The following is a 20,338-nucleotide window of genomic DNA, read 5'->3' on the forward strand; positions in this document are numbered from 1 at the left end:
GATACCCCAATGTCTAAACGCGACTATTACGATGTGCTGGGCGTGGCCAAGGGGGCCTCGGCCGACGAGATCAAGAAGGGCTATCGCAAGAAGGCGAAAGAACTTCACCCCGACCGTAACGCCGACAATCCCGATGCCGAGGCCCAGTTCAAGGAAGCGAACGAAGCCTACGAAGTGCTCAAGGATGCCGACAAGAAGGCTGCATATGATCGCTATGGTCATGCCGCCTTCGAAAACGGCATGGGCGGTGGCGGCGGCCATCCCGGTGGCGGTTTCCATGGCCAGGGTGATTTCGGCAGCGCGTTTTCGGACGTGTTCGACGACCTGTTCGGTGACTTCATGGGCGGTCAACGTGGCGGTGGCGGCAGAAGCCGTGCAGCCCGTGGCGCCGACCTGCGCTACAACCTGCGCGTCACCCTGGAAGAGGCTTACGCCGGCCTGCAGAAAACCATCAACGTGCCGACCTCGGTCAGCTGCGACAGCTGCGATGGCTCGGGTGCTGAAGGCGGCGCCGAACCCACCACCTGCCCGACCTGTTCGGGCATGGGCAAGGTGCGTGCGCAACAAGGCTTCTTTACCGTTGAACGCCCCTGCCCAACCTGTTCGGGCATGGGTCAGATCATCCAGAACCCGTGTAAAAGCTGCGGCGGTCAGGGCCGGGTTCACAAGGACCGTGCATTGGCTGTGAACATCCCTGCCGGCGTCGAAACTGGCACCCGCATTCGCCTGGCTGGCGAAGGCGAGGCCGGGATGCGTGGCGGCCCCTCGGGCGATCTCTACATCTTCATCGAGGTCGACGCGCACAAGATCTTCGAACGCGAAGGCACCAACCTCTTTTGCCGCGTGCCGGTGGCCATGACCACGGCCACCATGGGCGGTGACATCGAGGTGCCTACCATCGACGGCGGCCGCTCGCGCGTGAAAATCCCCTCCGGCTCGCAGTCAGGTCGCCAGATGCGCCTGCGCTCCAAAGGCATGCCCGCCCTGCGCGGCGGTCCTGCGGGCGACATGTTCATCGAACTGGCGGTGGAAACCCCGGTGAACCTGACCTCGCGCCAGAAAGAACTGCTGAAAGAATTCGAAGAGCTTTCGGAAGAGAACAACCCGCAGAGTTCGTCGTTTTTCTCCTCGGTCAAGAACTTCTGGGACAGTATGAAGGGATGAACGCAAGGTGGGTTTTGCAACCCGCCTTACGTTCATTTTCTGACGCGTTTATCAAGAATATCGTGCCCGCAAGCGACATCTTTGGAATATAGATTACGCATTGTTGCGAGCAAGTATGCGCTCTTCCAGCAAATTGTATACCTCGTCTTCTACCCATCTGACGCGACATGAACCAAGCTGCATGTGTTTCGGGAACGTGGCTGATCTTTCCAATCGACCAGTGTGTTGAGGAGAGTATTGCACCAATTTCTTTAAGTCTCTTTTTGACAACACCTTCACAGTTAAACACCCCTTCAGGTGTTTCAGGCAGATGCAATTTTCTCGTACCGAAACAACGTTTCAAAAAGACAGAAAACACAAGGCCGCTTTGATGCGATTGCCGGGCTTTGTGTCCGCCGATGACACTTCGACGTAGCGACTCTTTCACCGTCCGATCATTTGTTTTGAGCTTTTTCAAACAAAGTGTTGTTACCCATTGACACCTCCACTGCATGGGTCTAAATCGCAGCCTCACGACACCTGCCCAGGTGGCGGAATTGGTAGACGCGCTAGCTTCAGGTGCTAGTGTCCGTATGGACGTGGAGGTTCGAGTCCTCTCCTGGGCACCATTTATCATCGAAAAATGTAACTATTTCATCATATTAGAATTCTTGGGAATTTTGATACCCACCTAAATGCCCACCTTATTTGAGAAACTGGTTTGGCTGCGACGTGTTGGCTTGGCCTTAAGCCGAACACGTTGAAATGGGCCGCTTGCAAATGTGACCCACGATCCTAGATTTCGATGGCTTCGGAAATCGCGAACGCATCTACCATCTCGACGCCGAGGTAACGGACCGTGCCAACCATCTTGGTATGCCCAAGCAGGAGTTGAACAGCTCTCAAGTTTCCAGTTTTGCGATAAATCTGAGCAACCTTCGTGCAACCCAGAGAATGGGTACCGTACGAGCTTGGCTCCAGTCTAATGGAAGAGACCCATCTCAAACAAGCCGCGCATACTGTCTCGTCGAAATATGAAGCCGTTGGTAAACCGCTCCGGCCAAAGATGCTCGGATCCAATCATCAACGGCCCCTCCATTCAGCGAAACAGAGCGTTCCCTATAACCTCTGCGATCTCGAACCTCACGGGCCTTTGCGTTTTGGTTTGCATGATCGACGCTCGCTCTTTGACCGGCCCGGTAGGGCTGACAAAAGCCTAAGCCTAGCAATGCTAGATAGAAGGAGGAGGCGATCCAAGACAGGTTGATGCAGACCCCCCGCTCCCTCGACCTAGGGTGCTCCGATAGGAGCCCACCATTAAGTCGGAATCCTGCTGACACTTCATTGTCGATGAGCAGGGTTCAGGATTCGAACCTCTGAACCGCGCGCGGTCTACAGATATCGATATGGGCAACCGATAGTTTGCAAAATATATTATTTAATAACAACAATGTATTACGTGAGCATATCGGGCCCTCTTCTGGCACCAATACAACCTAAAACGACTCAAAAACGTCGAGAAAAATTAACGATTTCTTCACCAAACTGGCAGCACTATGAACGCCATGTCGCAGCGCCCCGAATTCGCCGAAGGCCCGTTACCTCTTTTCGACACGGACGAGGTCCAGCTCGTCCCGGCGCTGCCAAATGGTCGGCTTCCCTCCTATATCGCCGATCACCGCAAACGCCTGCGCGACCGCTTTCTCTCGGGCGGCGCGCAGGCGCTTCCCGATTACGAATTATTGGAGCTTGTCCTTTTCCGCGCCATCCCCCGCCGCGATGTCAAACCCCTGGCGCACGAGCTGTTGGAAACATTCGGGGATTTCAACGGCGTCATGGCCGCCTCCACCGCTCGTCTGCACGAGGTCAAGGGCGTAGGCGAAGCCGTGATCTGTGAGTTAAAAGTCGTCGAAGCCGCCGCCCAGCGACTGGCACGATCCCGCGTGATGCAGCGCCACGTTGTTTCGTCCTGGGACGCGCTGCTCGACTATTGCCACACCACCATGGCCCATCGCGAAACCGAACAGTTCCGCGTACTCTACCTCGACCGCAAGAACGTTCTGATCGCCGACGAGGAACAGGCCCGCGGCACCGTAGATCACGCCCCGGTCTACCCCCGCGAGGTGGTCAAACGTGCTCTCGAGATTAATGCCAGTGCTTTGATTCTCGTGCATAATCACCCCTCAGGTGATCCGACGCCCAGCCCTGAAGACATTGCCATGACCACCAAGGTTCGGGACGCCGCGCAGGCACTTGGCATCACCCTGCATGATCACCTGATCGTCGGCAAATCGGATGAATTGAGCTTCCGCTCCAAAGGCCTGCTCTAGCCCGCTCTTCCGCCTTATCAGCAACCTTGCGAGGCAGGCCGTCAGGACTGGTCGGCCCTCACTTGACCCAGACTTCGACCCGCCGGTTCACCTGCCGCCCCCATGCGCTGTCATCGCAGGCCATCGGCATCGCCTCGCCATAGCCGGTGGTGGTAATCTCGACCTGATCCAGGTTGGCAGTCTCCGCAGCAACCACCACCGCATCCCGCACCGCCCTGGCGCGCCGCTCCGAGATCGTCCGATTGCCCTTGGCCGGCCCTTGACCATCGCTGAATCCGACAAACACCAAGGTCCGCCCATCATATCGCCCCGCCTCCAAGGCATGGGCCAACTGCTCGACGTTCGAGCGCGATTGCGCATCCAGCTTGACCGACCCCGTCTCGAACCGGAACGAGGTGGTCAGCCGTTTCATATCCCCCAAACGGCCTAGCATTTCCTTGAGATCACCCAGCGATATTTCGTCCCCCGCACCACTGATCGCATTGGCCAGCCGATTGCCCTGGGCCTCGACGGCAATCTCTTCGGGCTGCTGATCAACGAACCCCGCTCGCCGGATCACGATCTGCGCCCGCGGCGAGCGCGTATAGGCCAGGAACTCGCGCGCCAGCTTGGGCAGACGCCGGGCCGGCAGGTAAAGAAACATGGGCGCGGTCAGCGGATAATCTTCGGTCTTGATCGTGCGCCGCGCCGCCGACAGGGAAAACCCGCAGCTTCCGGTTAGCACCAGCACCTGCCCATTACCGCGCGCCGCATGACTAACCAACCCGATGCCGAACGGGTCGGCTGCAACCGCCCGGGCAAGTGCTGCATCACTGTCATGGCGGATGGCGTCAGCCGCCAACTGCCCCTTGACCGGTCGCAACAAGCGGTCTTCGACGGCCTGCCCCAACCCCGACTTGGCATCCCGCAAATGCAGGCTAATCGGGGCGTCCGGCCCGCCCAGCGCGCGCCAGTTGCCGATTTCGCCGGTAAAAACGCGCGCCAGATCCGAAATCGACAGGCGTCGCACCGGATTGTCAGGCGCCACGACCGCCACCAGCGCATCCAGTGCCAGAACCCGCGCCCGCCCCCGTGCCGTCAGATCACCAAGGCCGGCCTCGCGACCATGCTGCCGTTCTTCCCGGCGGATCTCGCGCAGCGCCATGGCCATGTCGGCCTCGTCGGCCAGAAGATCGGCAAAACCCTCGTCAGTATTGGTCAGATGAAATCGGAAGCGGCCCTTTTCACGCCCCGACTCACGATCACGCAACCGATAGAGAACCACGTCCTCGTCAGGCTCAGACTCGGCCAGAAACCCTTGGCGCAGGGCAAACCCCTGGATCAGCGCGGGCATCAAAAGCTCACCAATGGTAGCCGCTCCGGATATGTCGACTTCGGCCACGAAGTCAGTCAGCGACGGGCAGCCCGGCCCCTCGCAACGCACGCCCGATCCGTCGACTGTCAACTCGCCATAGATGGTATCGACACGGTAAAACTCCCCATCAAAGCCCAGCAGGTTGCCGCCGATCTCGACCGCTCCATCGCGCGAGGTCAGCGTCACATCCTGGGCATAAACGGCAAGACACATGCCAAAAAAGGAAAGTGCGGCGAAAACCGCCGCACGCACCATTGGTTTCAACCTCGGTAACCCCGCGTGGACTAGTTGGCCGCCACTTTCAGGTCATTGACGAGGTTTTTCAACACCAGAAAGTCACCCACGGCGTCGCAGTCTGGCATGGTCAGGTCCAGAACCTGCACTTTCGGCGCACCGCCCTTGGAGACTTGCAGCGATTGCGCCTCGATCTCGAGGCCGCAATTGGCGTTGGTCACTTCGATTTCCACGCTCAGGGCAACGTCGCCCGATTGCTCGGATTGGCCCGAAGGAAAAGTATAAACCTGCGCCATCGCGCCGTTGCTAACTGCGGGATTGCCCAGCAGGGTCATAAATCCACCGCTGCCAATGGCAGCATCGGCAACTTCACCCTTGGCATTGGCCCAGATGTGACCACTGTCGTTGTATTCCGCGCCGAACTCCAATGCATGAAGCGCGACACTGGAAACAAAGCTGGATTGCACAACTGCCCGATCAAAAAGATCCATCGAGGTCATGTTCACGTTTGCCACTGCCCCTTCTCCGTTCGAAAAGGACGCGATGAAGACCGCCGTGGTCGCCAGTGCCGGAACCTCCAGGCTCAGCTTGCCTGCTGCGTCGGTGGTATCGGTGAACATCATACCGTTGTGGTGCATGGTCACGCGCTCGTTTGGCATACACGGTGCATTGAGGCTCAGCTTGACCAATGCGCCAGCCATTTCCGTTCCACCCATCGCCATCTCGCATTGATCGGCGAATTTCGGTTCTTCGCGCGGCGCGCTTGAGGCGGACGGGTTGGCAGGGGCCTTGTCCGTCAGGCTGACTGAAACCGGCTTGGTCACCGATCGTTCGGTTGCCACTGGCGCATCGACCTGCGGCAAGACCTGGTTTTCACCGGTTGGCATTGCAGGTTTTTTCAGCAACTCGGTATCTGCTGCAGTTAGCTCGACTTCCGAGATTTGCGATGGAGTCGTCAGACCGTTGACCCCTGGAGTTACACTGGGTGCCATTCCGGCGGTTTGAATCTGTACCGTGGGGCGCATAGGCTGTTGTGATTGCCCGAATCCGCCTTGCATGAGGAACCCCGTGGCCAGGATACAAGCCGCGGTTCCACCCATCATTACAATTCGCTTCTTGTCAGCCATTTCCGCCTCCAAAGGGGTATTGGTTCGCGGATACCTTGGTTGAAAAAAGCGGCAGGGGTATGACCCAGAGGGGGAGTCATTAAGACAGCAATAGGGCGGCAGAATGCCTTCTGCCGCCCGTTAATCAGGTTCGGATTGTGCAATTGGCGGTCAGACCAGGCGTCCGTGGCAATGCTTGAACTTGCGACCCGACCCACAGGGGCATTGCTCGTTCCGGCCCGGGTTGCCCCAGGTTTCCGGATCGTTTTCGTCAAAGCCATCGCGGGCGTTTTCCGGGTTCGGTTGAGCCGCCGTAGCGGCAGCAGCGGCCTGTTGCATGGCCTCTTGCTGTGCAATCAGCGCCGCTTGCTCTTCCTCGGTCGGCATGCGTAGCTGACCCAGCAACTGGGTCACATCCGTGCGCAATCCATCAAGCATGCTTTCAAACAGCTGAAACGCCTCGGATTTGTACTCGTTCAGCGGATCACGTTGCGCATAGCCGCGGAAACTGACCACCGAACGCAAATGCTCAAGCGTCAAAAGGTGCTCGCGCCATTTGGCGTCGATGGTCTGAAGCAGCACCTGCTTTTCGATCGAGCGCAGATTCTCGGGGCCGAATTCAACCGCCTTCTTGGCCATGGCTTCATCGGCAGCCTTTTCCAGGCGTTCGATGATTTCTTCGTCATCCACGCCCTCTTCGTGCACCCAGTCGATCACCGGCACGTCAACGCCCAGGTTTTCAATGGCCGCCGCATAGAGACCCTCGCCGTCCCACTGGTCGGCATAGGTTTTGGGTGGAATGTGATGATCCACCAGATCGTCGATCACCTGGTTGCGCATGTCCTGCACGGTCTCGGACAGGTCCTCGGCCTTCATGATGTCAAGCCGCTGTTTAAAGACGACCTTACGCTGCTCGTTCATCACGTCATCGAACTTCAGGAGCTGCTTGCGGATGTCAAAGTTGCGGCCTTCAACCTTGGCCTGGGCGCGTTCAAGCGATTTGTTGACCCAGGGGTGAACGATGGCCTCACCCTCTTTCATGCCCAGTGTCGACAGAACCTTGTCGAGCCGTTCCGAGCCGAAGATCCGCATCAGGTCATCTTCGAGCGACAGGAAGAAGCTTGAGCGCCCCGGGTCCCCTTGGCGGCCCGACCGACCGCGCAGCTGGTTGTCGATCCGGCGGCTTTCGTGGCGCTCGGTCGCCAGAACGAACAGGCCACCGGCATCCTTGACCTTCTGTTCCCATTCCTTGTGTTCGGTCTCGATCTTGGCACGAATCTCTTCCGGATCGCCCTCGGGATCGGCGGCGATGGCCTCCATGATCTTGAAATCGACATTGCCTCCCAGCTTGATGTCGGTGCCACGCCCGGCCATGTTGGTGGCAATCGTCACCGCGCCCAGCTTGCCGGCATCGGCAATGATCTGCGCCTCCTGTTCGTGGTGGCGGGCGTTCAGGACGTTATGCTTGAGCTTGGCCTTGGTCAGCATGTCCGACAGGAATTCGGATTTCTCAATGCTGGTTGTGCCGACAAGGATCGGTTGACCCTTTTCACTGGCTTCCTTGATGGTCTCGACAACGGCCTCAAATTTTTCCTTGGCCGTACGATATACCGCATCGTCATCGTCAATCCGGGAAATCGGCTGGTTGGTCGGCACTTCAACCACGCCCAGGCCGTAAATCTCAGAGAATTCTTCAGCCTCGGTTACCGCAGTACCGGTCATGCCGGACAAGTTATCATAGAGGCGGAAATAGTTCTGGAACGTCACCTGCGCCATGGTCACGTTCTCGGGCTGGATTTGGACCTCTTCCTTGGCCTCGATCGCCTGGTGCAGGCCTTCAGACAGGCGCCGCCCGGCCATCATCCGGCCGGTGAACTCGTCGATCAGCACAACCTCGTTGTTGCGGACGATGTAGTCCTTGTCCTTAGTGAACAGCTTGTGCGCGCGCAGACCCTGGTTGACGTGGTGCACGATGGTGGTGCTTTCCGGGTCATACAGGCTCTGCCCCTCGGGCAGAAGGCCATGGGCGTGCAGCTGTTGTTCCAGCCACTCGTTGCCTTCATCGGTAAAGCTGGCAGTCTTGCTCTTTTCGTCGATCTTGTAGTGTTCTTCTTCCAGCCCCGGGATCAACTTGTCGATGGTGACATAGAGATCGCTGCGATCCTCGGCCGGGCCGGAAATGATCAGCGGTGTCCGCGCCTCGTCGATCAGGATCGAGTCGACCTCGTCGACGACGGCAAAGTTGTGGCCTCTCTGGCACATCTGGCTCAGTTCAGACCGCATGTTGTCGCGCAGGTAATCGAAGCCCAGCTCGTTGTTGGTAGCATAGGTCACGTCACAGGCATAAGCCGCACGTTTCTCGTCCTCGGGCTGCATCGGATAAACAACCCCTGTGGTCAGGCCCAGGGCCTCATAGACATTGCCCATCCATTCGGCATCACGCTTGGCCAGGTAATCGTTGACCGTCACGATGTGCACACCCTCGCCGGTCAGCGTATTCAGATAGGCCGGAAACGTCGCCACAAGGGTCTTGCCCTCACCGGTCTTCATCTCGGCGATGTTGCCCTGGTGCAGGAAGATACCGCCCATCAGCTGCACATCAAACGCCCGCAGACCCAGCGCCCGGCGCGCCGCTTCCCGACAGTTGGCAAAGGCCTCGGGTAACAGGTCATCAAGGCTCTCACCACCCATGGCGCGAGTGGCCAGTTCCTCGGTCTTGTCCTTGATCCCCTCGTCTGTCAGCTTTTCGAACTCGGGCTCCAGCGCGTTGATCTTTTCCACGATGGGTCGGGTTGCCTTGATCTTGCGGTCGTTCGGGGTCCCGAAGACCTTTTTCGTAAGCGTTCCAAATCCCAGCATATTCTTGTCCGATCGGCTATTGACGTATTCGTGCTCGACATTTGCTTGCCCCCGTTCCGGGACCGCCATAAAACGGGCCTTCAGGGGCAGAATTGCCTTTGTCTTAAGGCGATGTAAGGGGCGGTAATGGCAGTGTCAACGCCACGCACCCCGGGCAACAGCAGCGAAGGAACCACTTGATGTCAAAACGTCTCTCTTTCATGGCAGCGCCGCTTGTGGCCCTTGCCCTTTCGATGGCTCCCGCAGGGGCCGGTGAAGGCCCGGGTGCCGACAGTGTCGTGGCCACCGTCAACGGCACCGAAATCACCCTCGGACACATGCTGTTAGTCCGCGCCGACCTGCCGCCGCAGTATCAGCAACTGCCCGATGACGTTCTGTTCGACGGCATCCTGTCGCAGCTGGTCTCGCAAACCCTGCTGGAACAATCGCTGAAAGGGGACGCTCCGCGCAATGTCCGCCTTGCACTGGCAAACGAGCGCCGCTCGCTTCTGGCTGCCGAAGCAATCTCCGTCGCACTGTCCGACCGCATGACCGAAGAGGCGATCATGGCAGCCTATTCTGCGAAATACGAAGGCAGTCCGGGTAAAGAGTTTCACGCCTCCCATATTCTTGTCGAATCCGAAAACGAAGCCAAAGCGCTGATCTCTCGGCTGGAGGGCGGTGCAGACTTCGCCACCTTGGCCAAGGAACACTCCACTGGGCCTTCCGGGCCGTCGGGTGGTGATTTGGGCTGGTTCGGTGTCACGCGGCGCATGGTTCCGGAATTTCAGGCCGCCGTCGACGTGATGGAAATTGGGTCGGTGTCTGCACCGGTTGAAACCGAATTCGGCTGGCACGTGATTATGCTAATCGAAACCCGGCTTGCCGAAGCGCCACCGCTGGAAGAAGTCCGCGGCGAGATCGAGGCCGACCTTCAGGCCGCGTTGATCGAAGAACATATCGCCACGCTTGAAACCACTGCCAAGATTGACCGCTCCGCCGAAAGCAGCTTTGATCCCGCCATTCTCAAAGACCTGTCCCTGCTGGAGAACTGACCCTTGGCCAAGATCGAAAAACGCTCGCCGCTGGCGCCTGCCAGTTTCCCCGACCTGCCGGTTATCGGCGGCGTTAGCTTTGCCACGGTCGAGGCCGGGGTGCGTTACGCGGGCCGGACCGACGTGATGCTGGCCCGGCTTGTGCCCGGCACGGTGATGACCGGCGTTTTCACCCGGTCGACCACGCGCTCGGCCGCCGTGCTGGATTGCGAGGCCAAGATCACTGAAGACTCGGATGCCGGGGCCGCCATTCTGGTCAACTCGGGCAATGCCAATGCCTTTACCGGTGATGCGGGCGAGGCCTCGGTCAAGGCCGTCACACAAGCGGTTGCGCGGGAACTGGACCTGCCCGAGGCACGGATTTTCACCTCGTCTACCGGGGTAATCGGCGAGAAAATGGCGCATGATCGGATTACCGCCAAGATCGCGGATTTGAAATCGACCTTGTCGCCCGACGCCATCGAGGCTGCTGCCAACGCGATCATGACCACCGACACCTTCCCCAAGGGCGCCACCCAAAGCGCTGATCTGGACGGGGTACCGGTGCGGATCGCGGGTTTCTGCAAGGGCTCGGGCATGATCGCACCGGACATGGCGACGATGCTGTCCTACATCTTTACCGATGCCGCCATATCACGCGAGGTCTTGCAACAGATCCTCTGGTTGGAAAACGCCAAGACTTTCAATTGTATCACCGTCGATGGCGATACCTCGACCTCGGACACCGTCCTTGTTGCCGCCACGGGGGTCGCCGATATGGACCCGATCACCGATTTTGCCGACCCGCGCGTGAAATCTTTCCGCGAGGCGCTGCATGCGGTGATGCAGGACCTTGCCATTCAGATCGCCCGCGACGGTGAAGGCGCAACCAAGCTGATCAAGATCACCGTGACCGGTGCCAACGCCAATGGCCCGGCTCATCGCGTGGCCATGTCAATTGCCAATTCTCCATTGGTCAAAACCGCCGCCGCTGGCGAGGACCCGAACTGGGGTCGCGTCGTCATGGCCGTTGGCAAATCCGGCGAACGGGCCGAACGTGATCGCCTAACCATCTGGTTCGGTGACATCCTCGTGGCCGAAAAGGGCTGGGTCGCGCCGTCCTACACCGAGGAGGCAGGCGCAGCATACATGAAGAACGACGAGATCGAAATCCGCGTCGACCTGGGCCTCGACAATGGCACAGCCACCGTCTGGACCTGCGACCTGACCCACGGTTATATCGAGATCAACGCCGATTACCGCTCCTGATTCAGCTCCTTCATCTGACCAAGAATATCCCAGGGGTGTGGGGGTTGGCCCTCACTCCTACACACTCACAAAGGCGCACCAATGAAAACCGTCCTCGTCTCCGCCGTTGCCCTGATCGACCGTGACGGCCGCGTGCTTCTGGCGCAGCGCCCCGAGGGCAAATCTATGGCCGGTCTGTGGGAGTTTCCGGGTGGCAAGGTCGAGGTCGGGGAAACCCCCGAACACGCGCTGATCCGTGAACTGGAAGAAGAGTTGGGCATCAACACCTGGGCCTCGTGCCTGGCACCGCTAACTTTCGCCTCGCACAGCTACAATGATTTCCATTTGCTGATGCCGCTTTTTGCCTGCCGCAAGTGGGAAGGGATCGCCAAACCCCGCGAAGGCCAGACCCTGAAATGGGTACGCCCAGTTGATCTGCGCGATTACCCGATGCCGCCAGCCGATATCCCACTCATACCGATTCTCCGCGATTGGCTGTGACTCTCAGAAACCTATCCCAACCAATCATACTTGTTGTGGCAAAATCTGCAGTTTGATCGATATGTTGTGTGCGTTTGTTATCTACACATGCATATTCACGCGAGTTTTCGATGATTTAACAAAATTTGTATGGCATCTTGAACGTGTCAAGCCATTGGGGAGGATTGGCATGCTGCATACTATCATGATGGGATCGTGCGTTTCCGTGCAGGGGCTTTTCGTCAAGCTTCTGCCTGACGGACGCATGCAAGTCCGGGTCGGTGACCGGCTCTTTGTGGGCAAACCTGTGCGCGAAGCTGCCTGACACAGCCTGGCAATACTGGCCTTCGGGCCAGAAAACCCGGTTCTGACCAGACCGGTTCTGTGACCACAGAAAAAGGGGAGCCGCCTGTGCGACTCCCCTTGCTTTTCATTCGCTGATCGGCGCGGATTAGTCGAGGTTACGCTCAACCTCTTCACGCTCGAAGATCTCGATCACGTCGCCTTCGCGGATATCGTCGTATTTCTCAAACGCCATACCGCATTCCTGACCCGACTGAACCTCGGCCACTTCGTCCTTGAAGCGTTTCAGAGTCTTCAGCGTGCCTTCGTGGATCACCACGTTGTCGCGCAGCAGGCGCACACCGGCGCTGCGACGTGCGACGCCTTCGGTAACCAGACAGCCGGCAACCTTGCCGACGCCGGTGACCTTGAAGACTTCCTTGATCTGGGCGTAACCGATGAAGTTCTCGCGAATCTCGGCCGACAACAGGCCACTGGCCGCCGCCTTCACATCGTCCACAAGGTCATAGATCACGCTGTAGTAACGGATCTCGACACCCTTCTGGTTGGCGGCATTCCGCGCCGGCGCGTTGGCCCGCACGTTGAAACCCATGACCGGCGCACCCGAGGCTTCGGCCAGGCCGATATCGCTTTCGGTGATTGCACCAACGCCCGAATGCAGCACGCGCACGCGTACCTCTTCGTTGCCGATCTTTTCCATCGCCTGAACGATGGCCTCGGCAGAGCCCTGCACGTCGGCCTTGACCAGGATCGGCAGCTCGCTGACGTTCTCGTCGGCCTTGGCGTTCGCCATCAGCTGTTCCAGCGTCGTGGCGGCCCCGGCAGCGGCACGTTTGTCCTTGGCGGCCTGCTCGCGGTAATCCGCGATCTCGCGTGCCTGCGCGTCGGTGTCGGTCACGTTCAACACGTCACCCGCCTCGGGCGTACCATTCAGGCCCAGCACCTCGACCGGAACCGAAGGCCCAGCCTCTTTGACGCGCTCACCCTTGTCGTTGATCAGGGCGCGGACACGACCGTACTGCTCACCGACAACAAAGATATCGCCCTGACGCAGGGTACCGGTCTGCACCAGAACGGTGGCAACCGGACCGCGACCCACATCCAGCTGCGCCTCGATCACGGCGCCTTGGGCGGCGCGGTCGGGGTTGGCTTTCAGTTCCAGGATCTCGGATTGCAGAGCAATGGCTTCCAGCAGTTCGTCCAGGCCCTGCCCGGTATGGGCCGAGACTTCGACGTCCTGCACTTCGCCCGACATCTTCTCGACGATCACTTCGTGTTGAAGCAGATCGGCGCGAACCTTGTCCGGATCAGCAGCAGGTAGATCACATTTGTTGATCGCGATGATCATCGGCACTTCGGCGGCCTTGGCGTGGTTGATCGCCTCGATGGTCTGCGGCATCACCGCGTCATCGGCGGCCACGACCAGCACAACGATATCCGTCACCTGGGCACCGCGCGACCGCATCGAGGTAAACGCAGCGTGGCCCGGCGTATCAAGGAAACTCAGAACCGCGCCGTCCTCTGTGGTCACCTGGTAGGCGCCTATATGCTGGGTGATGCCACCGGCTTCGCCCGACACAACCTTGGCTTTGCGAATCGCATCCAGAATCGAGGTTTTGCCGTGGTCGACGTGGCCCATCACGGTGATGACCGGCGGACGCGGTTTCAGATCGCCCTCGTCGTCTTCCTCGGCCTTGATTACGTCTTCAACGTCGGCATCGGATACGCGCACGACATTGTGGCCGAACTCTTCGATGATCAACTCGGCGGTATCCGCGTCGATCGATTGGTTCTGGGTCACCATCATGCCCATGTTCATCAGCGCTTTGACCACCTCGGCCACGCGCTCGGCCATACGGTTGGCCAGCTCGGACACGACAATGGCTTCGGGCAGTTGTACGTCACGGACGATCTTTTCACGCTCGACCGCGCCGCCCATGGCTTTCTGCCGGGCACGTTCCTGCTTGCGCTTCATCGCGGCCATCGAACGTTGCCGTCCACCACCGCCCGACAGCGCCTGGTTCAGTGTCAGCTTGCCGGACCGGCGGTTGTCATCACCACGGCCACGCGACGGGCGGCCACGTTCATTGTCGCGGGTCTGCTTGCGTTCGGGTTGCTTGGCCGGTGCGGGTTTGGCAGCAGGACGCGCAGCGGCAGGGGCCTCGGCAGGCGCGGCAGCGGCGGCTGCGGCACGCTTGGCGGCCTCTTCCGTTTCACGTTTCTGGCGCGCCTCTTCCTCGGCCTTGGCTTTCAGCGCTTCTTCGCGCTCACGCTCTTCGCGTTCCTTGGTTTCGGCCTCTTCGCGGCGGCGCTGGCGTTCTTCTTCGCGGGCCTTTTCCTCGGCAGCACGCTGGGCGGTCTCTTCGACCTCACGCGCCTTGGCCGCGGCAAGCGCCTTCATCCGGCGCTCCATCTCTGCGTCCGAAATCCCCGCCGGGCGTTTCGACGGATCGCCAGCCGCAGGCTTTCCACCGACGCCAGCCGGTTTAGACGCGCCCGGCTTGGGCACGACGACGCGCTTGCGCTTGGTCTCGACCACGACATTCTTGGTCCGTCCGTGGCTAAAGCTCTGCTTTACATTCCCTGAACGTGGCCCGCCGCGCAGGCCCAATGTCTTTTTGCCGTCACTATCGCTCATCTGGCTCTCTTCTTCTCTTTCCGGCGGTCCGTCCCGCCTTCGGAAACGCGCAAGGCTTTCAATCTTGCCGCTTCCTCTACAACACGTGGCGCCAAACCTCCAGCGCCTATGGCCGCATGGACGACGGTTTCTCGTCCAAAGGCCTGGCCAAGCTCATCACTGGTGAGCAGACCGACAAACCGCGCCCCTTCAGGCGTCCAGAGCTTGGATTTCCCGCGCTCCGATCCATCGCTGGATTGCAAGAGGACCTTCACATCCTCACCTGCAAGCCATCCCTTGACCTTTTCGAACCCCGAAACCGCTTGTCCCGACTTGCGGGCCATCGCGATCAGGTCGATCAGCCGCCGAACCAGCAAGCCCTCGACCTGGGACACCAGGTCTTGGGGCAGCTCAACCGCCTGCTTGGCGGCACGGGCGAACAGCTTTTTGGCAACCGCCTTATCGAGCGCATCCCGCTCGGCGCTGACCCAGATGCCACGCCCGGGCAACTTGCCCCGAATATCGGGAACGATCTGAGCGTCCGGCCCCACGACAAAGCGGACAAGCTTTTCCTTCGGCAAAAGCTCGCCAGTGGCGATGCACTTGCGCACCGCCCCGTCGTCCCGCGCCTTGGCTTGTCCGCCGCGCCCCATGATCAGGATCTCCGAGGCCCGCTTAGGCCTCGGCCTCCACTTCTTCGCCGGCCTCGGCCGCTTCGGCCTCGGCCGCCGCCGCAGCGGCAAGCTCTTCCGGATCAACCCAGCCGAGCATGACGCGTGCGGTCATGATCATGTCCTGGGCCTCTTCCAGACTCATGTCGAAGGGTTCCAGCAGACCGTCATCCTTGATCCGCTCACCATCCTGCGTGGTCCAACCGCCAGCCAATTCCCAATCGGCACATGTGGCGAAATCTTCCAGCGTTTTTACACCATCCTCGGCCAGCGCCACGATCATCGCCGGGGTCAGACCCTCAAACGCGATCAGGCTGTCCTCGACACCCAATTCGCGCGCCTTTTCAAGCGCCGCCTTGGCCTGGGCTTCCAGATAGTCACGCGCCCGCGCCTGCAGTTCCTTGGCAGTGTCTTCGTCGACACCGTCGATGACCAGCAGTTCATCGATCTCGACATAACCCACCTCTTCGAGGTTGGTGAAGCCTTCGGCGACCAGCAACTGGGCAAAGAATTCGTCCAGGTCCAGGGTATCCATGAACAGCTTGGTACGCTCTTCGAATTCCTTCTGACGGCGGGCCGATTCTTCTTCCTCGGTCATGATGTCGATATCAAGGCCGGTCAATTGCGATGCCAGGCGCACGTTCTGACCGCGGCGACCAATGGCAAGCGACAGCTGCTCGTCGGGCACGACAACCTCGATCCGCTCGGCCTCTTCATCCAGAACCACCTTGGCCACTTCTGCCGGTTGCAGCGCGTTCACCAAGAAGGTCGGTACATCCTCGTTCCACGGGATGATGTCGATCTTTTCGCCCTGCAACTCGTTCACAACGGCCTGCACACGGGACCCCCGCATACCGACACAGGCGCCGACCGGGTCGATGCCACCATCATAGGACACAACAGCGATCTTGGCGCGGCTGCCCGGGTCACGGGCCACGGCCTTGATCTCGATGATGCCGTCATAGATTTCCGGCACTTCCATCTTGAACAGCTCGGCCATGAATTCCGGCGCGGTGCGCGACAGGAAAATCTGCGGCCCGCGGGTCTCGCGACGCACATCCTTAATGTAGCAACGAATCCGGTCATTCGGGCGATAGGATTCCCGGCCGATTTTCTCGTTGCGACGCAGGATGCCTTCGCCACGGCCCACGTCGACGATGACGTTGCCATATTCCTCGCGCTTGACCACACCGTTGATGATGGTGCCGGCACGGTCCTTGAATTCCTCGAACTGGCGATCCCGCTCGGCTTCGCGGACTTTCTGCAGGATCACCTGCTTGGCCGACTGTGCCGCGATCCGGCCCATTTCCACCGGGGGGACTTCCTCGATGAACTGGTCGCCCACTTTCGGGTCTTCCATGTACTGCTTGGCCTGCTCGACGGTGAACTCGGCCTGGTAGTTTTCCAGCTCTTCTTCCTCGACCACGGTGCGCACGCGGGTAAAGGTCGCCTTGCCGGTCTTGCGGTCGATGTTGACACGGATGTCCATCTCGGCGCCGTAACGGCTCTTGGCCGCCCGTGCGAGGCTCTCTTCCATCGCCTCGACCACCAGTACCGGATCGATCATCTTTTCGCGGGCCACGGCCTCGGCGGTTTGCAACAGCTCCAGCTGGTTTGCAGAGGTAATTGCCATTCTCAGTCCTCCTCAGAACCGGTATCGGTTTCAATGTCGCCCCCGAGGGGCGCTTCTTCTTCGATCACGTCAAAATCTTCTTCGTTCAAGGCACCCGCATCCTTGCGGGCCTTCAGCATCGCCTTGATCAACTCATCGGTCAGCACCAGCTTGGCATCTGCCAGCCAGTCATAGTCCAGCCCCACGGTCACCGGCTCGCCATGCTGTTCGATATTGATCAGCACCTCGTTGCCCTCAACCCCGGCCAGCACACCCCTGAACCGCTTGCGCCCGTCGATCAGCTCGGCCGTTTCCACCTTGGCCTCATAGCCCTCGTAGGCGTCAAAATCCTTCAGCCGTGTCAGCGGCCTGTCGATGCCGGGTGACGAGACCTCCAGCGCATAGGCATCGGCCAGCGGGTCCTCGACATCCAGCGTTGCACTCAGCGCATTGGAAATCTCGGCGCATTCGTCCACCTCGATCCCGCCCTCGGGACGCTCGGCCATGATCTGCAAGGTCTTGCGCTCGCCGCCCATCAGCCGCACGCGCACAAGTTCGAACCCCATGTCCTCGATGACAGGGGTGATGATCTCGGCCAGTTTGCGATCCATCGCGGTTTTGGCAATCAGGTCAGCCATAGGTGTTCCAGGTTCCAAGCACAAAAAAACGGGCGCGCGGCCCGTCGATCTTTCCCGGTGGAGCGTCAGGTTTGGACCCCAGCGCGCCGCTGTTGAGGGGGATATACGCCTCCATGGGTGAGTCTGCAACCCCTCAGCCAAGAAAGACCCACGCCGCCTCTTAATCTCACCACAAATACCCCGGGTTAATCTCACCACAAATACCCCGGGGGTGTGGGGGCTGGCCGCCACCGCAACGTCTGCCTATGATCACGGTCGCCTGTTTCGTTTCACAACTTTCGCAACACACATCTTCGATGCCCTACCAAACCCGCGACCAATACGTTCTGTCCTTTTACCGCGTGCGCCAGGCGCTTGGCATCCTCGGGCTCGTCTTCCCGTTCCTGCTGATCTTTGGCGGCCTCTTGCAGGACGCCAAAATCCAACCGACGATCTCGGATTATTACCACACCACCCTGCGCGACATCTTCGTCGGTGCGCTCTTTGCCATCGGCATCTTCCTGGTCAGCTACAAGGGCCATTCGCGCGAAAATGGCGAGCGGATTTCTGACAACATGGCCGCTACGCTGGCCGGGGTCGGCGCTTTCGGATTGGCAATCTTTCCCAACCAGCTGGTGCCCGGCACACTGAACATCTTTGAACACTTCCTGGGCCAATGGGCCAAGATCGGCCATTTCCTGTCGGCGATCCTGTTCCTTGGCGCGATGGCTTATTTCTCTTTGATCAAGTTCGCCCGCACCAATAATTCAAACCGTCGCAGAATCTACTACATCTGCGGCTGGGTCATCCTTGGCGGCGGCTTGGGCGCAACCCTGTTCTCCATCCTGCGCGCCCTCCCGTCGCTGGGTCACGCCAACTGGATCGAAACTTCAGGCATCATCTTCTGGTTCGAAGCCATAGGCATCTGGGCCTTTGGCCTTTCCTGGCTTGTGAAGGGCAAGGCCGACATCATGGTCGTGCGCCAAATCAAACGCGCGCGGCGCAACCGCAACTGGTGAATTGGTCAGCCGTCGTCGCGCCAGCCCGCATCGCGATGGGTGCCATCACAAAACGGCTTGTTGCCCGATTTACCGCAGCGGCACAGAACGTATTTCCGCGTGCTGGCCCCTTCGTTGGACGGTTCAACCGGGGCCGTCACATCCAACACCCAATAGGGCCCGTTCTTTTCGATCTGTACCTCGGCCCGCGCCGCCGTCAGGTGCTCGACTCGACCTTCACCGGCCAGCGCCAATGCACCCGAAGGGCACGCCGACACAACCGCGCGTACCTCATCGGCATTCCCCTTATCCGGTTGGACCCATGGCTTTTGCGCCGGGTTGAATATGTGACTTGCCAATCGCCCACATTCGGCCGCGTGCGAACACAACAGCGGATTGTAGCTTACGGAAACTTCGGCTCCCTCGTAGGTGATTAACCGATCGCGTCCGGCAGGCGTTCCGCCCCGGCTTTCAAAGCCGGTCTCGGCATGAGATCCATCGCAGAACGGTTTCGACCTGGATGCGCCGCAGCGACAAAGCGCCATTACCGGCTTGACGTTGACCTCGGTCCCGTCCGGCCCCACCATACGGTGCAGCCCTTTGATGACCAGTGGTCCGTTTTCCCGTTCTTCAATTATTGGCTTGTCACTCATTGCTCGCCCTCCCGTGGTCGTGCATCGACTTCATGCTCATCTGCACGACCTCGCATGGCAAATCACAATTTCGGGGTACCACCGCTCAATCAGGGCGTATCCCCGCAAACCGGTCCATTGCACGCACCAACTCGCGGCTGATTCCCGGTTCCGACAGGGCGTGACCCGCCACCGGAATCATCCGCAGATCGGCCTTTTTCCATTTTCGTGACAGGTTGTAGGCCGCTTCGGGAGGGCAAATCATGTCGAACCGCCCTTGCACGATCACGCCGGGGATATGGGCGATCTTGTCCAGCTCGGCCAATATCTGCCCGTCATATTCCAGGAACGCTCCATTGATGAAATAGTGATTTTCCAGCCGGGCAAAGGCGCGGGCATAGGCGCCATCAGCCACCCCCGCGTCACCGTTCGAGCGGATTGAGGCCAGTGCGTTTTCCCAGCGCGACCAGGACTTGGCAAAGGCGGTCTCTTGCGTGGCGTCGCCGGAAAACAGCCGCTTGTGATAGGCGGCGATCAGGTCATCATGCTCTTTCTCGGGAATGATCCCGGCAAAGCGTTGCCAAAGATCGGGCCAGAATCGCCCGGCCCCGCCGCCATAGAACCAATCCAACTCGGTCTGAGTGGCAAGAAACACGCCGCGCAGCACCAAATGGTTTACCGCCTGCGGATGCGTCTCGGCATAGATCAGCGCCAACGTCGCACCCCAGCTGCCGCCAAACACGGCCCATTTCTCGATACCCAGCGTCTCGCGAATCGTCTCGATATCGCGGATCAGGTGCCAGGTGGTGTTATTCTCGACACTGGCATGGGGGCGCGAGCGTCCGCATCCGCGCTGATCAAACAGGATGATCCGGTAATGCTCGGGTTCGAAATAGCGCCGCATCGCCGGGCTACAGCCACCGCCCGGACCACCATGGAAGACAATGACCGGCCTGCCGTCGGGGTTGCCTGATTGCTCCATGTAAATCTGGTGCCCATCGCCCATGTCCAGCATACGCCGGTCAAAAGGCTCGATGGCGGGATAAAGATAATCCGCCGCACTGCGAGGGCCTGCATATTTGTCCATGGTCATCCTATATGATAGGGCGCGTCCAAGTTGA

Annotated in this window: 18 protein-coding genes and 1 tRNA gene; 8 read left to right on the forward strand and 11 right to left on the reverse strand. The window is 59.6% G+C overall.

The annotated features are described in order from the left end of the window. Positions 1-9 precede the first annotated feature (9 nt). Positions 10-1,164, forward strand: coding sequence for a molecular chaperone DnaJ (gene dnaJ, locus RXV86_RS10755; protein WP_316299495.1), 1,155 nt, complete (start codon positions 10-12; stop codon positions 1,162-1,164). A 93-nt stretch (positions 1,165-1,257) separates the two neighbouring features. On the opposite strand, the gene RXV86_RS10760 is transcribed toward dnaJ, so the two are convergent. Further along, positions 1,258-1,347, reverse strand: a complete 90-nt coding sequence (locus tag RXV86_RS10760; RefSeq protein WP_316299496.1) for a hypothetical protein — start codon at positions 1,345-1,347, stop codon at positions 1,258-1,260. A gap of 338 nt (positions 1,348-1,685) precedes the next feature. Between RXV86_RS10760 and RXV86_RS10765 the strand changes: the two genes are divergently transcribed. Continuing rightward, a tRNA-Leu gene (locus tag RXV86_RS10765) sits at positions 1,686-1,772 on the forward strand. A 166-nt stretch (positions 1,773-1,938) separates the two neighbouring features. Here RXV86_RS10765 and RXV86_RS10770 read toward each other — a convergent pair. After that, positions 1,939-2,049, reverse strand: coding sequence for an integrase (locus RXV86_RS10770; protein WP_316299497.1), 111 nt, complete (start codon positions 2,047-2,049; stop codon positions 1,939-1,941). A 659-nt stretch (positions 2,050-2,708) separates the two neighbouring features. On the opposite strand from RXV86_RS10770, the gene radC reads away from it, so the two are divergent. Continuing rightward, the gene (gene radC, locus RXV86_RS10775; RefSeq protein ID WP_316299498.1) at positions 2,709-3,473 is read left to right on the forward strand and encodes a DNA repair protein RadC; all 765 of its coding nucleotides are present in this window, start codon (positions 2,709-2,711) and stop codon (positions 3,471-3,473) included. Between the two features lie 58 nt (positions 3,474-3,531). Here radC and RXV86_RS10780 read toward each other — a convergent pair whose 3' ends face one another. The 3 genes from RXV86_RS10780 to secA all read right to left on the reverse strand — a co-directional run bounded on the left by RXV86_RS10780 (position 3,532) and on the right by secA (position 9,026). Beyond that, positions 3,532-5,040: a substrate-binding domain-containing protein gene (locus RXV86_RS10780; RefSeq protein ID WP_316299499.1), complete on the reverse strand. Its 1,509-nt coding sequence runs from the start codon at positions 5,038-5,040 to the stop codon at positions 3,532-3,534. 71 nt (positions 5,041-5,111) lie between these two features. Further along, positions 5,112-6,188, reverse strand: coding sequence for a hypothetical protein (locus tag RXV86_RS10785; protein ID WP_316299500.1), 1,077 nt, complete (start codon positions 6,186-6,188; stop codon positions 5,112-5,114). A 150-nt stretch (positions 6,189-6,338) separates the two neighbouring features. Continuing rightward, complete coding sequence (secA, locus tag RXV86_RS10790) at positions 6,339-9,026, reverse strand: preprotein translocase subunit SecA (protein WP_316299501.1); 2,688 nt, start codon at positions 9,024-9,026, stop codon at positions 6,339-6,341. A gap of 179 nt (positions 9,027-9,205) precedes the next feature. On the opposite strand from secA, the gene RXV86_RS10795 reads away from it, so the two are divergent. The 4 genes from RXV86_RS10795 (at position 9,206) to RXV86_RS10810 (ending at position 12,092) form a co-directional block, all read left to right on the forward strand. Further along, positions 9,206-10,060 (forward strand): peptidylprolyl isomerase, encoded by an 855-nt coding sequence (locus RXV86_RS10795; protein ID WP_316299502.1) that lies wholly within the window; start codon positions 9,206-9,208, stop codon positions 10,058-10,060. A gap of 3 nt (positions 10,061-10,063) precedes the next feature. Further along, positions 10,064-11,308: a bifunctional glutamate N-acetyltransferase/amino-acid acetyltransferase ArgJ gene (gene argJ, locus RXV86_RS10800; protein WP_316299503.1), complete on the forward strand. Its 1,245-nt coding sequence runs from the start codon at positions 10,064-10,066 to the stop codon at positions 11,306-11,308. An 81-nt stretch (positions 11,309-11,389) separates the two neighbouring features. Beyond that, entirely contained in the window at positions 11,390-11,788 is a 399-nt protein-coding gene (gene mutT, locus RXV86_RS10805; RefSeq protein WP_316299504.1) for an 8-oxo-dGTP diphosphatase MutT, read from the forward strand. 169 nt (positions 11,789-11,957) lie between these two features. Next, positions 11,958-12,092: a hypothetical protein gene (locus tag RXV86_RS10810; RefSeq protein ID WP_316299505.1), complete on the forward strand. Its 135-nt coding sequence runs from the start codon at positions 11,958-11,960 to the stop codon at positions 12,090-12,092. Between the two features lie 126 nt (positions 12,093-12,218). Here the strand turns inward: RXV86_RS10810 and infB are convergent, their stop codons facing one another. Genes infB through rimP form a run of 4 tightly spaced genes read right to left on the reverse strand, consistent with a single transcriptional unit; the run spans position 12,219 to position 17,608 of the window. Then, the gene (gene infB / locus RXV86_RS10815; RefSeq protein ID WP_316299506.1) at positions 12,219-14,708 is read right to left on the reverse strand and encodes a translation initiation factor IF-2; all 2,490 of its coding nucleotides are present in this window, start codon (positions 14,706-14,708) and stop codon (positions 12,219-12,221) included. Next, positions 14,705-15,340: an RNA-binding protein gene (locus tag RXV86_RS10820; protein ID WP_316299507.1), complete on the reverse strand. Its 636-nt coding sequence runs from the start codon at positions 15,338-15,340 to the stop codon at positions 14,705-14,707. The genes infB and RXV86_RS10820 overlap by 4 nt, the downstream gene beginning before the upstream one ends. A 22-nt stretch (positions 15,341-15,362) precedes the next feature. Next, entirely contained in the window at positions 15,363-16,991 is a 1,629-nt protein-coding gene (gene nusA, locus RXV86_RS10825) for a transcription termination factor NusA (protein WP_316299508.1), read from the reverse strand. A gap of 2 nt (positions 16,992-16,993) precedes the next feature. After that, entirely contained in the window at positions 16,994-17,608 is a 615-nt protein-coding gene (rimP, locus tag RXV86_RS10830) for a ribosome maturation factor RimP (RefSeq protein WP_316299509.1), read from the reverse strand. Positions 17,609-17,904: 296 nt separating this feature from the next. Here rimP and RXV86_RS10835 point away from each other — a divergent pair, with 296 nt between their 5' ends. After that, the gene (locus tag RXV86_RS10835) at positions 17,905-18,606 is read left to right on the forward strand and encodes a hypothetical protein (protein ID WP_316299510.1); all 702 of its coding nucleotides are present in this window, start codon (positions 17,905-17,907) and stop codon (positions 18,604-18,606) included. 5 nt (positions 18,607-18,611) lie between these two features. On the opposite strand, the gene RXV86_RS10840 is transcribed toward RXV86_RS10835, so the two are convergent. Both RXV86_RS10840 and pip read right to left on the reverse strand, forming a co-directional pair. Beyond that, on the reverse strand, positions 18,612-19,238 hold the full coding sequence (locus RXV86_RS10840; protein ID WP_316299511.1) for a CDGSH iron-sulfur domain-containing protein: 627 nt from the start codon (positions 19,236-19,238) through the stop codon (positions 18,612-18,614). Between the two features lie 85 nt (positions 19,239-19,323). Beyond that, entirely contained in the window at positions 19,324-20,304 is a 981-nt protein-coding gene (gene pip, locus RXV86_RS10845) for a prolyl aminopeptidase (protein WP_316299512.1), read from the reverse strand. Between the last annotated feature and the right edge of the window lie 34 nt (positions 20,305-20,338).

The sequence above is a fragment of the Aliisedimentitalea sp. MJ-SS2 genome (assembly GCF_032586155.1).
GTDB lineage: Bacteria > Pseudomonadota > Alphaproteobacteria > Rhodobacterales > Rhodobacteraceae > JAWHTC01.

Excerpts from the sequence above, each read along its gene's own strand:
- dnaJ (WP_316299495.1), top strand. The coding sequence starts at position 10 with ATGTCTAAACGCGACTATTACGATGTGCTGGGCGTGGCCAAGGGGGCC.
- RXV86_RS10760 (WP_316299496.1), bottom strand. The coding sequence starts at position 1,347 with ATGCAGCTTGGTTCATGTCGCGTCAGATGGGTAGAAGACGAGGTATAC.
- radC (WP_316299498.1), top strand. The coding sequence starts at position 2,709 with ATGTCGCAGCGCCCCGAATTCGCCGAAGGCCCGTTACCTCTTTTCGAC.
- RXV86_RS10780 (WP_316299499.1), bottom strand. The coding sequence starts at position 5,040 with ATGTGTCTTGCCGTTTATGCCCAGGATGTGACGCTGACCTCGCGCGAT.
- RXV86_RS10785 (WP_316299500.1), bottom strand. The coding sequence starts at position 6,188 with ATGGCTGACAAGAAGCGAATTGTAATGATGGGTGGAACCGCGGCTTGT.
- secA (WP_316299501.1), bottom strand. The coding sequence starts at position 9,026 with ATGCTGGGATTTGGAACGCTTACGAAAAAGGTCTTCGGGACCCCGAAC.
- RXV86_RS10795 (WP_316299502.1), top strand. The coding sequence starts at position 9,206 with ATGTCAAAACGTCTCTCTTTCATGGCAGCGCCGCTTGTGGCCCTTGCC.
- mutT (WP_316299504.1), top strand. The coding sequence starts at position 11,390 with ATGAAAACCGTCCTCGTCTCCGCCGTTGCCCTGATCGACCGTGACGGC.
- RXV86_RS10810 (WP_316299505.1), top strand. The coding sequence starts at position 11,958 with ATGCTGCATACTATCATGATGGGATCGTGCGTTTCCGTGCAGGGGCTT.
- infB (WP_316299506.1), bottom strand. The coding sequence starts at position 14,708 with ATGAGCGATAGTGACGGCAAAAAGACATTGGGCCTGCGCGGCGGGCCA.
- RXV86_RS10820 (WP_316299507.1), bottom strand. The coding sequence starts at position 15,340 with ATGGGGCGCGGCGGACAAGCCAAGGCGCGGGACGACGGGGCGGTGCGC.
- nusA (WP_316299508.1), bottom strand. The coding sequence starts at position 16,991 with ATGGCAATTACCTCTGCAAACCAGCTGGAGCTGTTGCAAACCGCCGAG.
- rimP (WP_316299509.1), bottom strand. The coding sequence starts at position 17,608 with ATGGCTGACCTGATTGCCAAAACCGCGATGGATCGCAAACTGGCCGAG.
- RXV86_RS10835 (WP_316299510.1), top strand. The coding sequence starts at position 17,905 with ATGCCCTACCAAACCCGCGACCAATACGTTCTGTCCTTTTACCGCGTG.
- RXV86_RS10840 (WP_316299511.1), bottom strand. The coding sequence starts at position 19,238 with ATGAGTGACAAGCCAATAATTGAAGAACGGGAAAACGGACCACTGGTC.
- pip (WP_316299512.1), bottom strand. The coding sequence starts at position 20,304 with ATGGACAAATATGCAGGCCCTCGCAGTGCGGCGGATTATCTTTATCCC.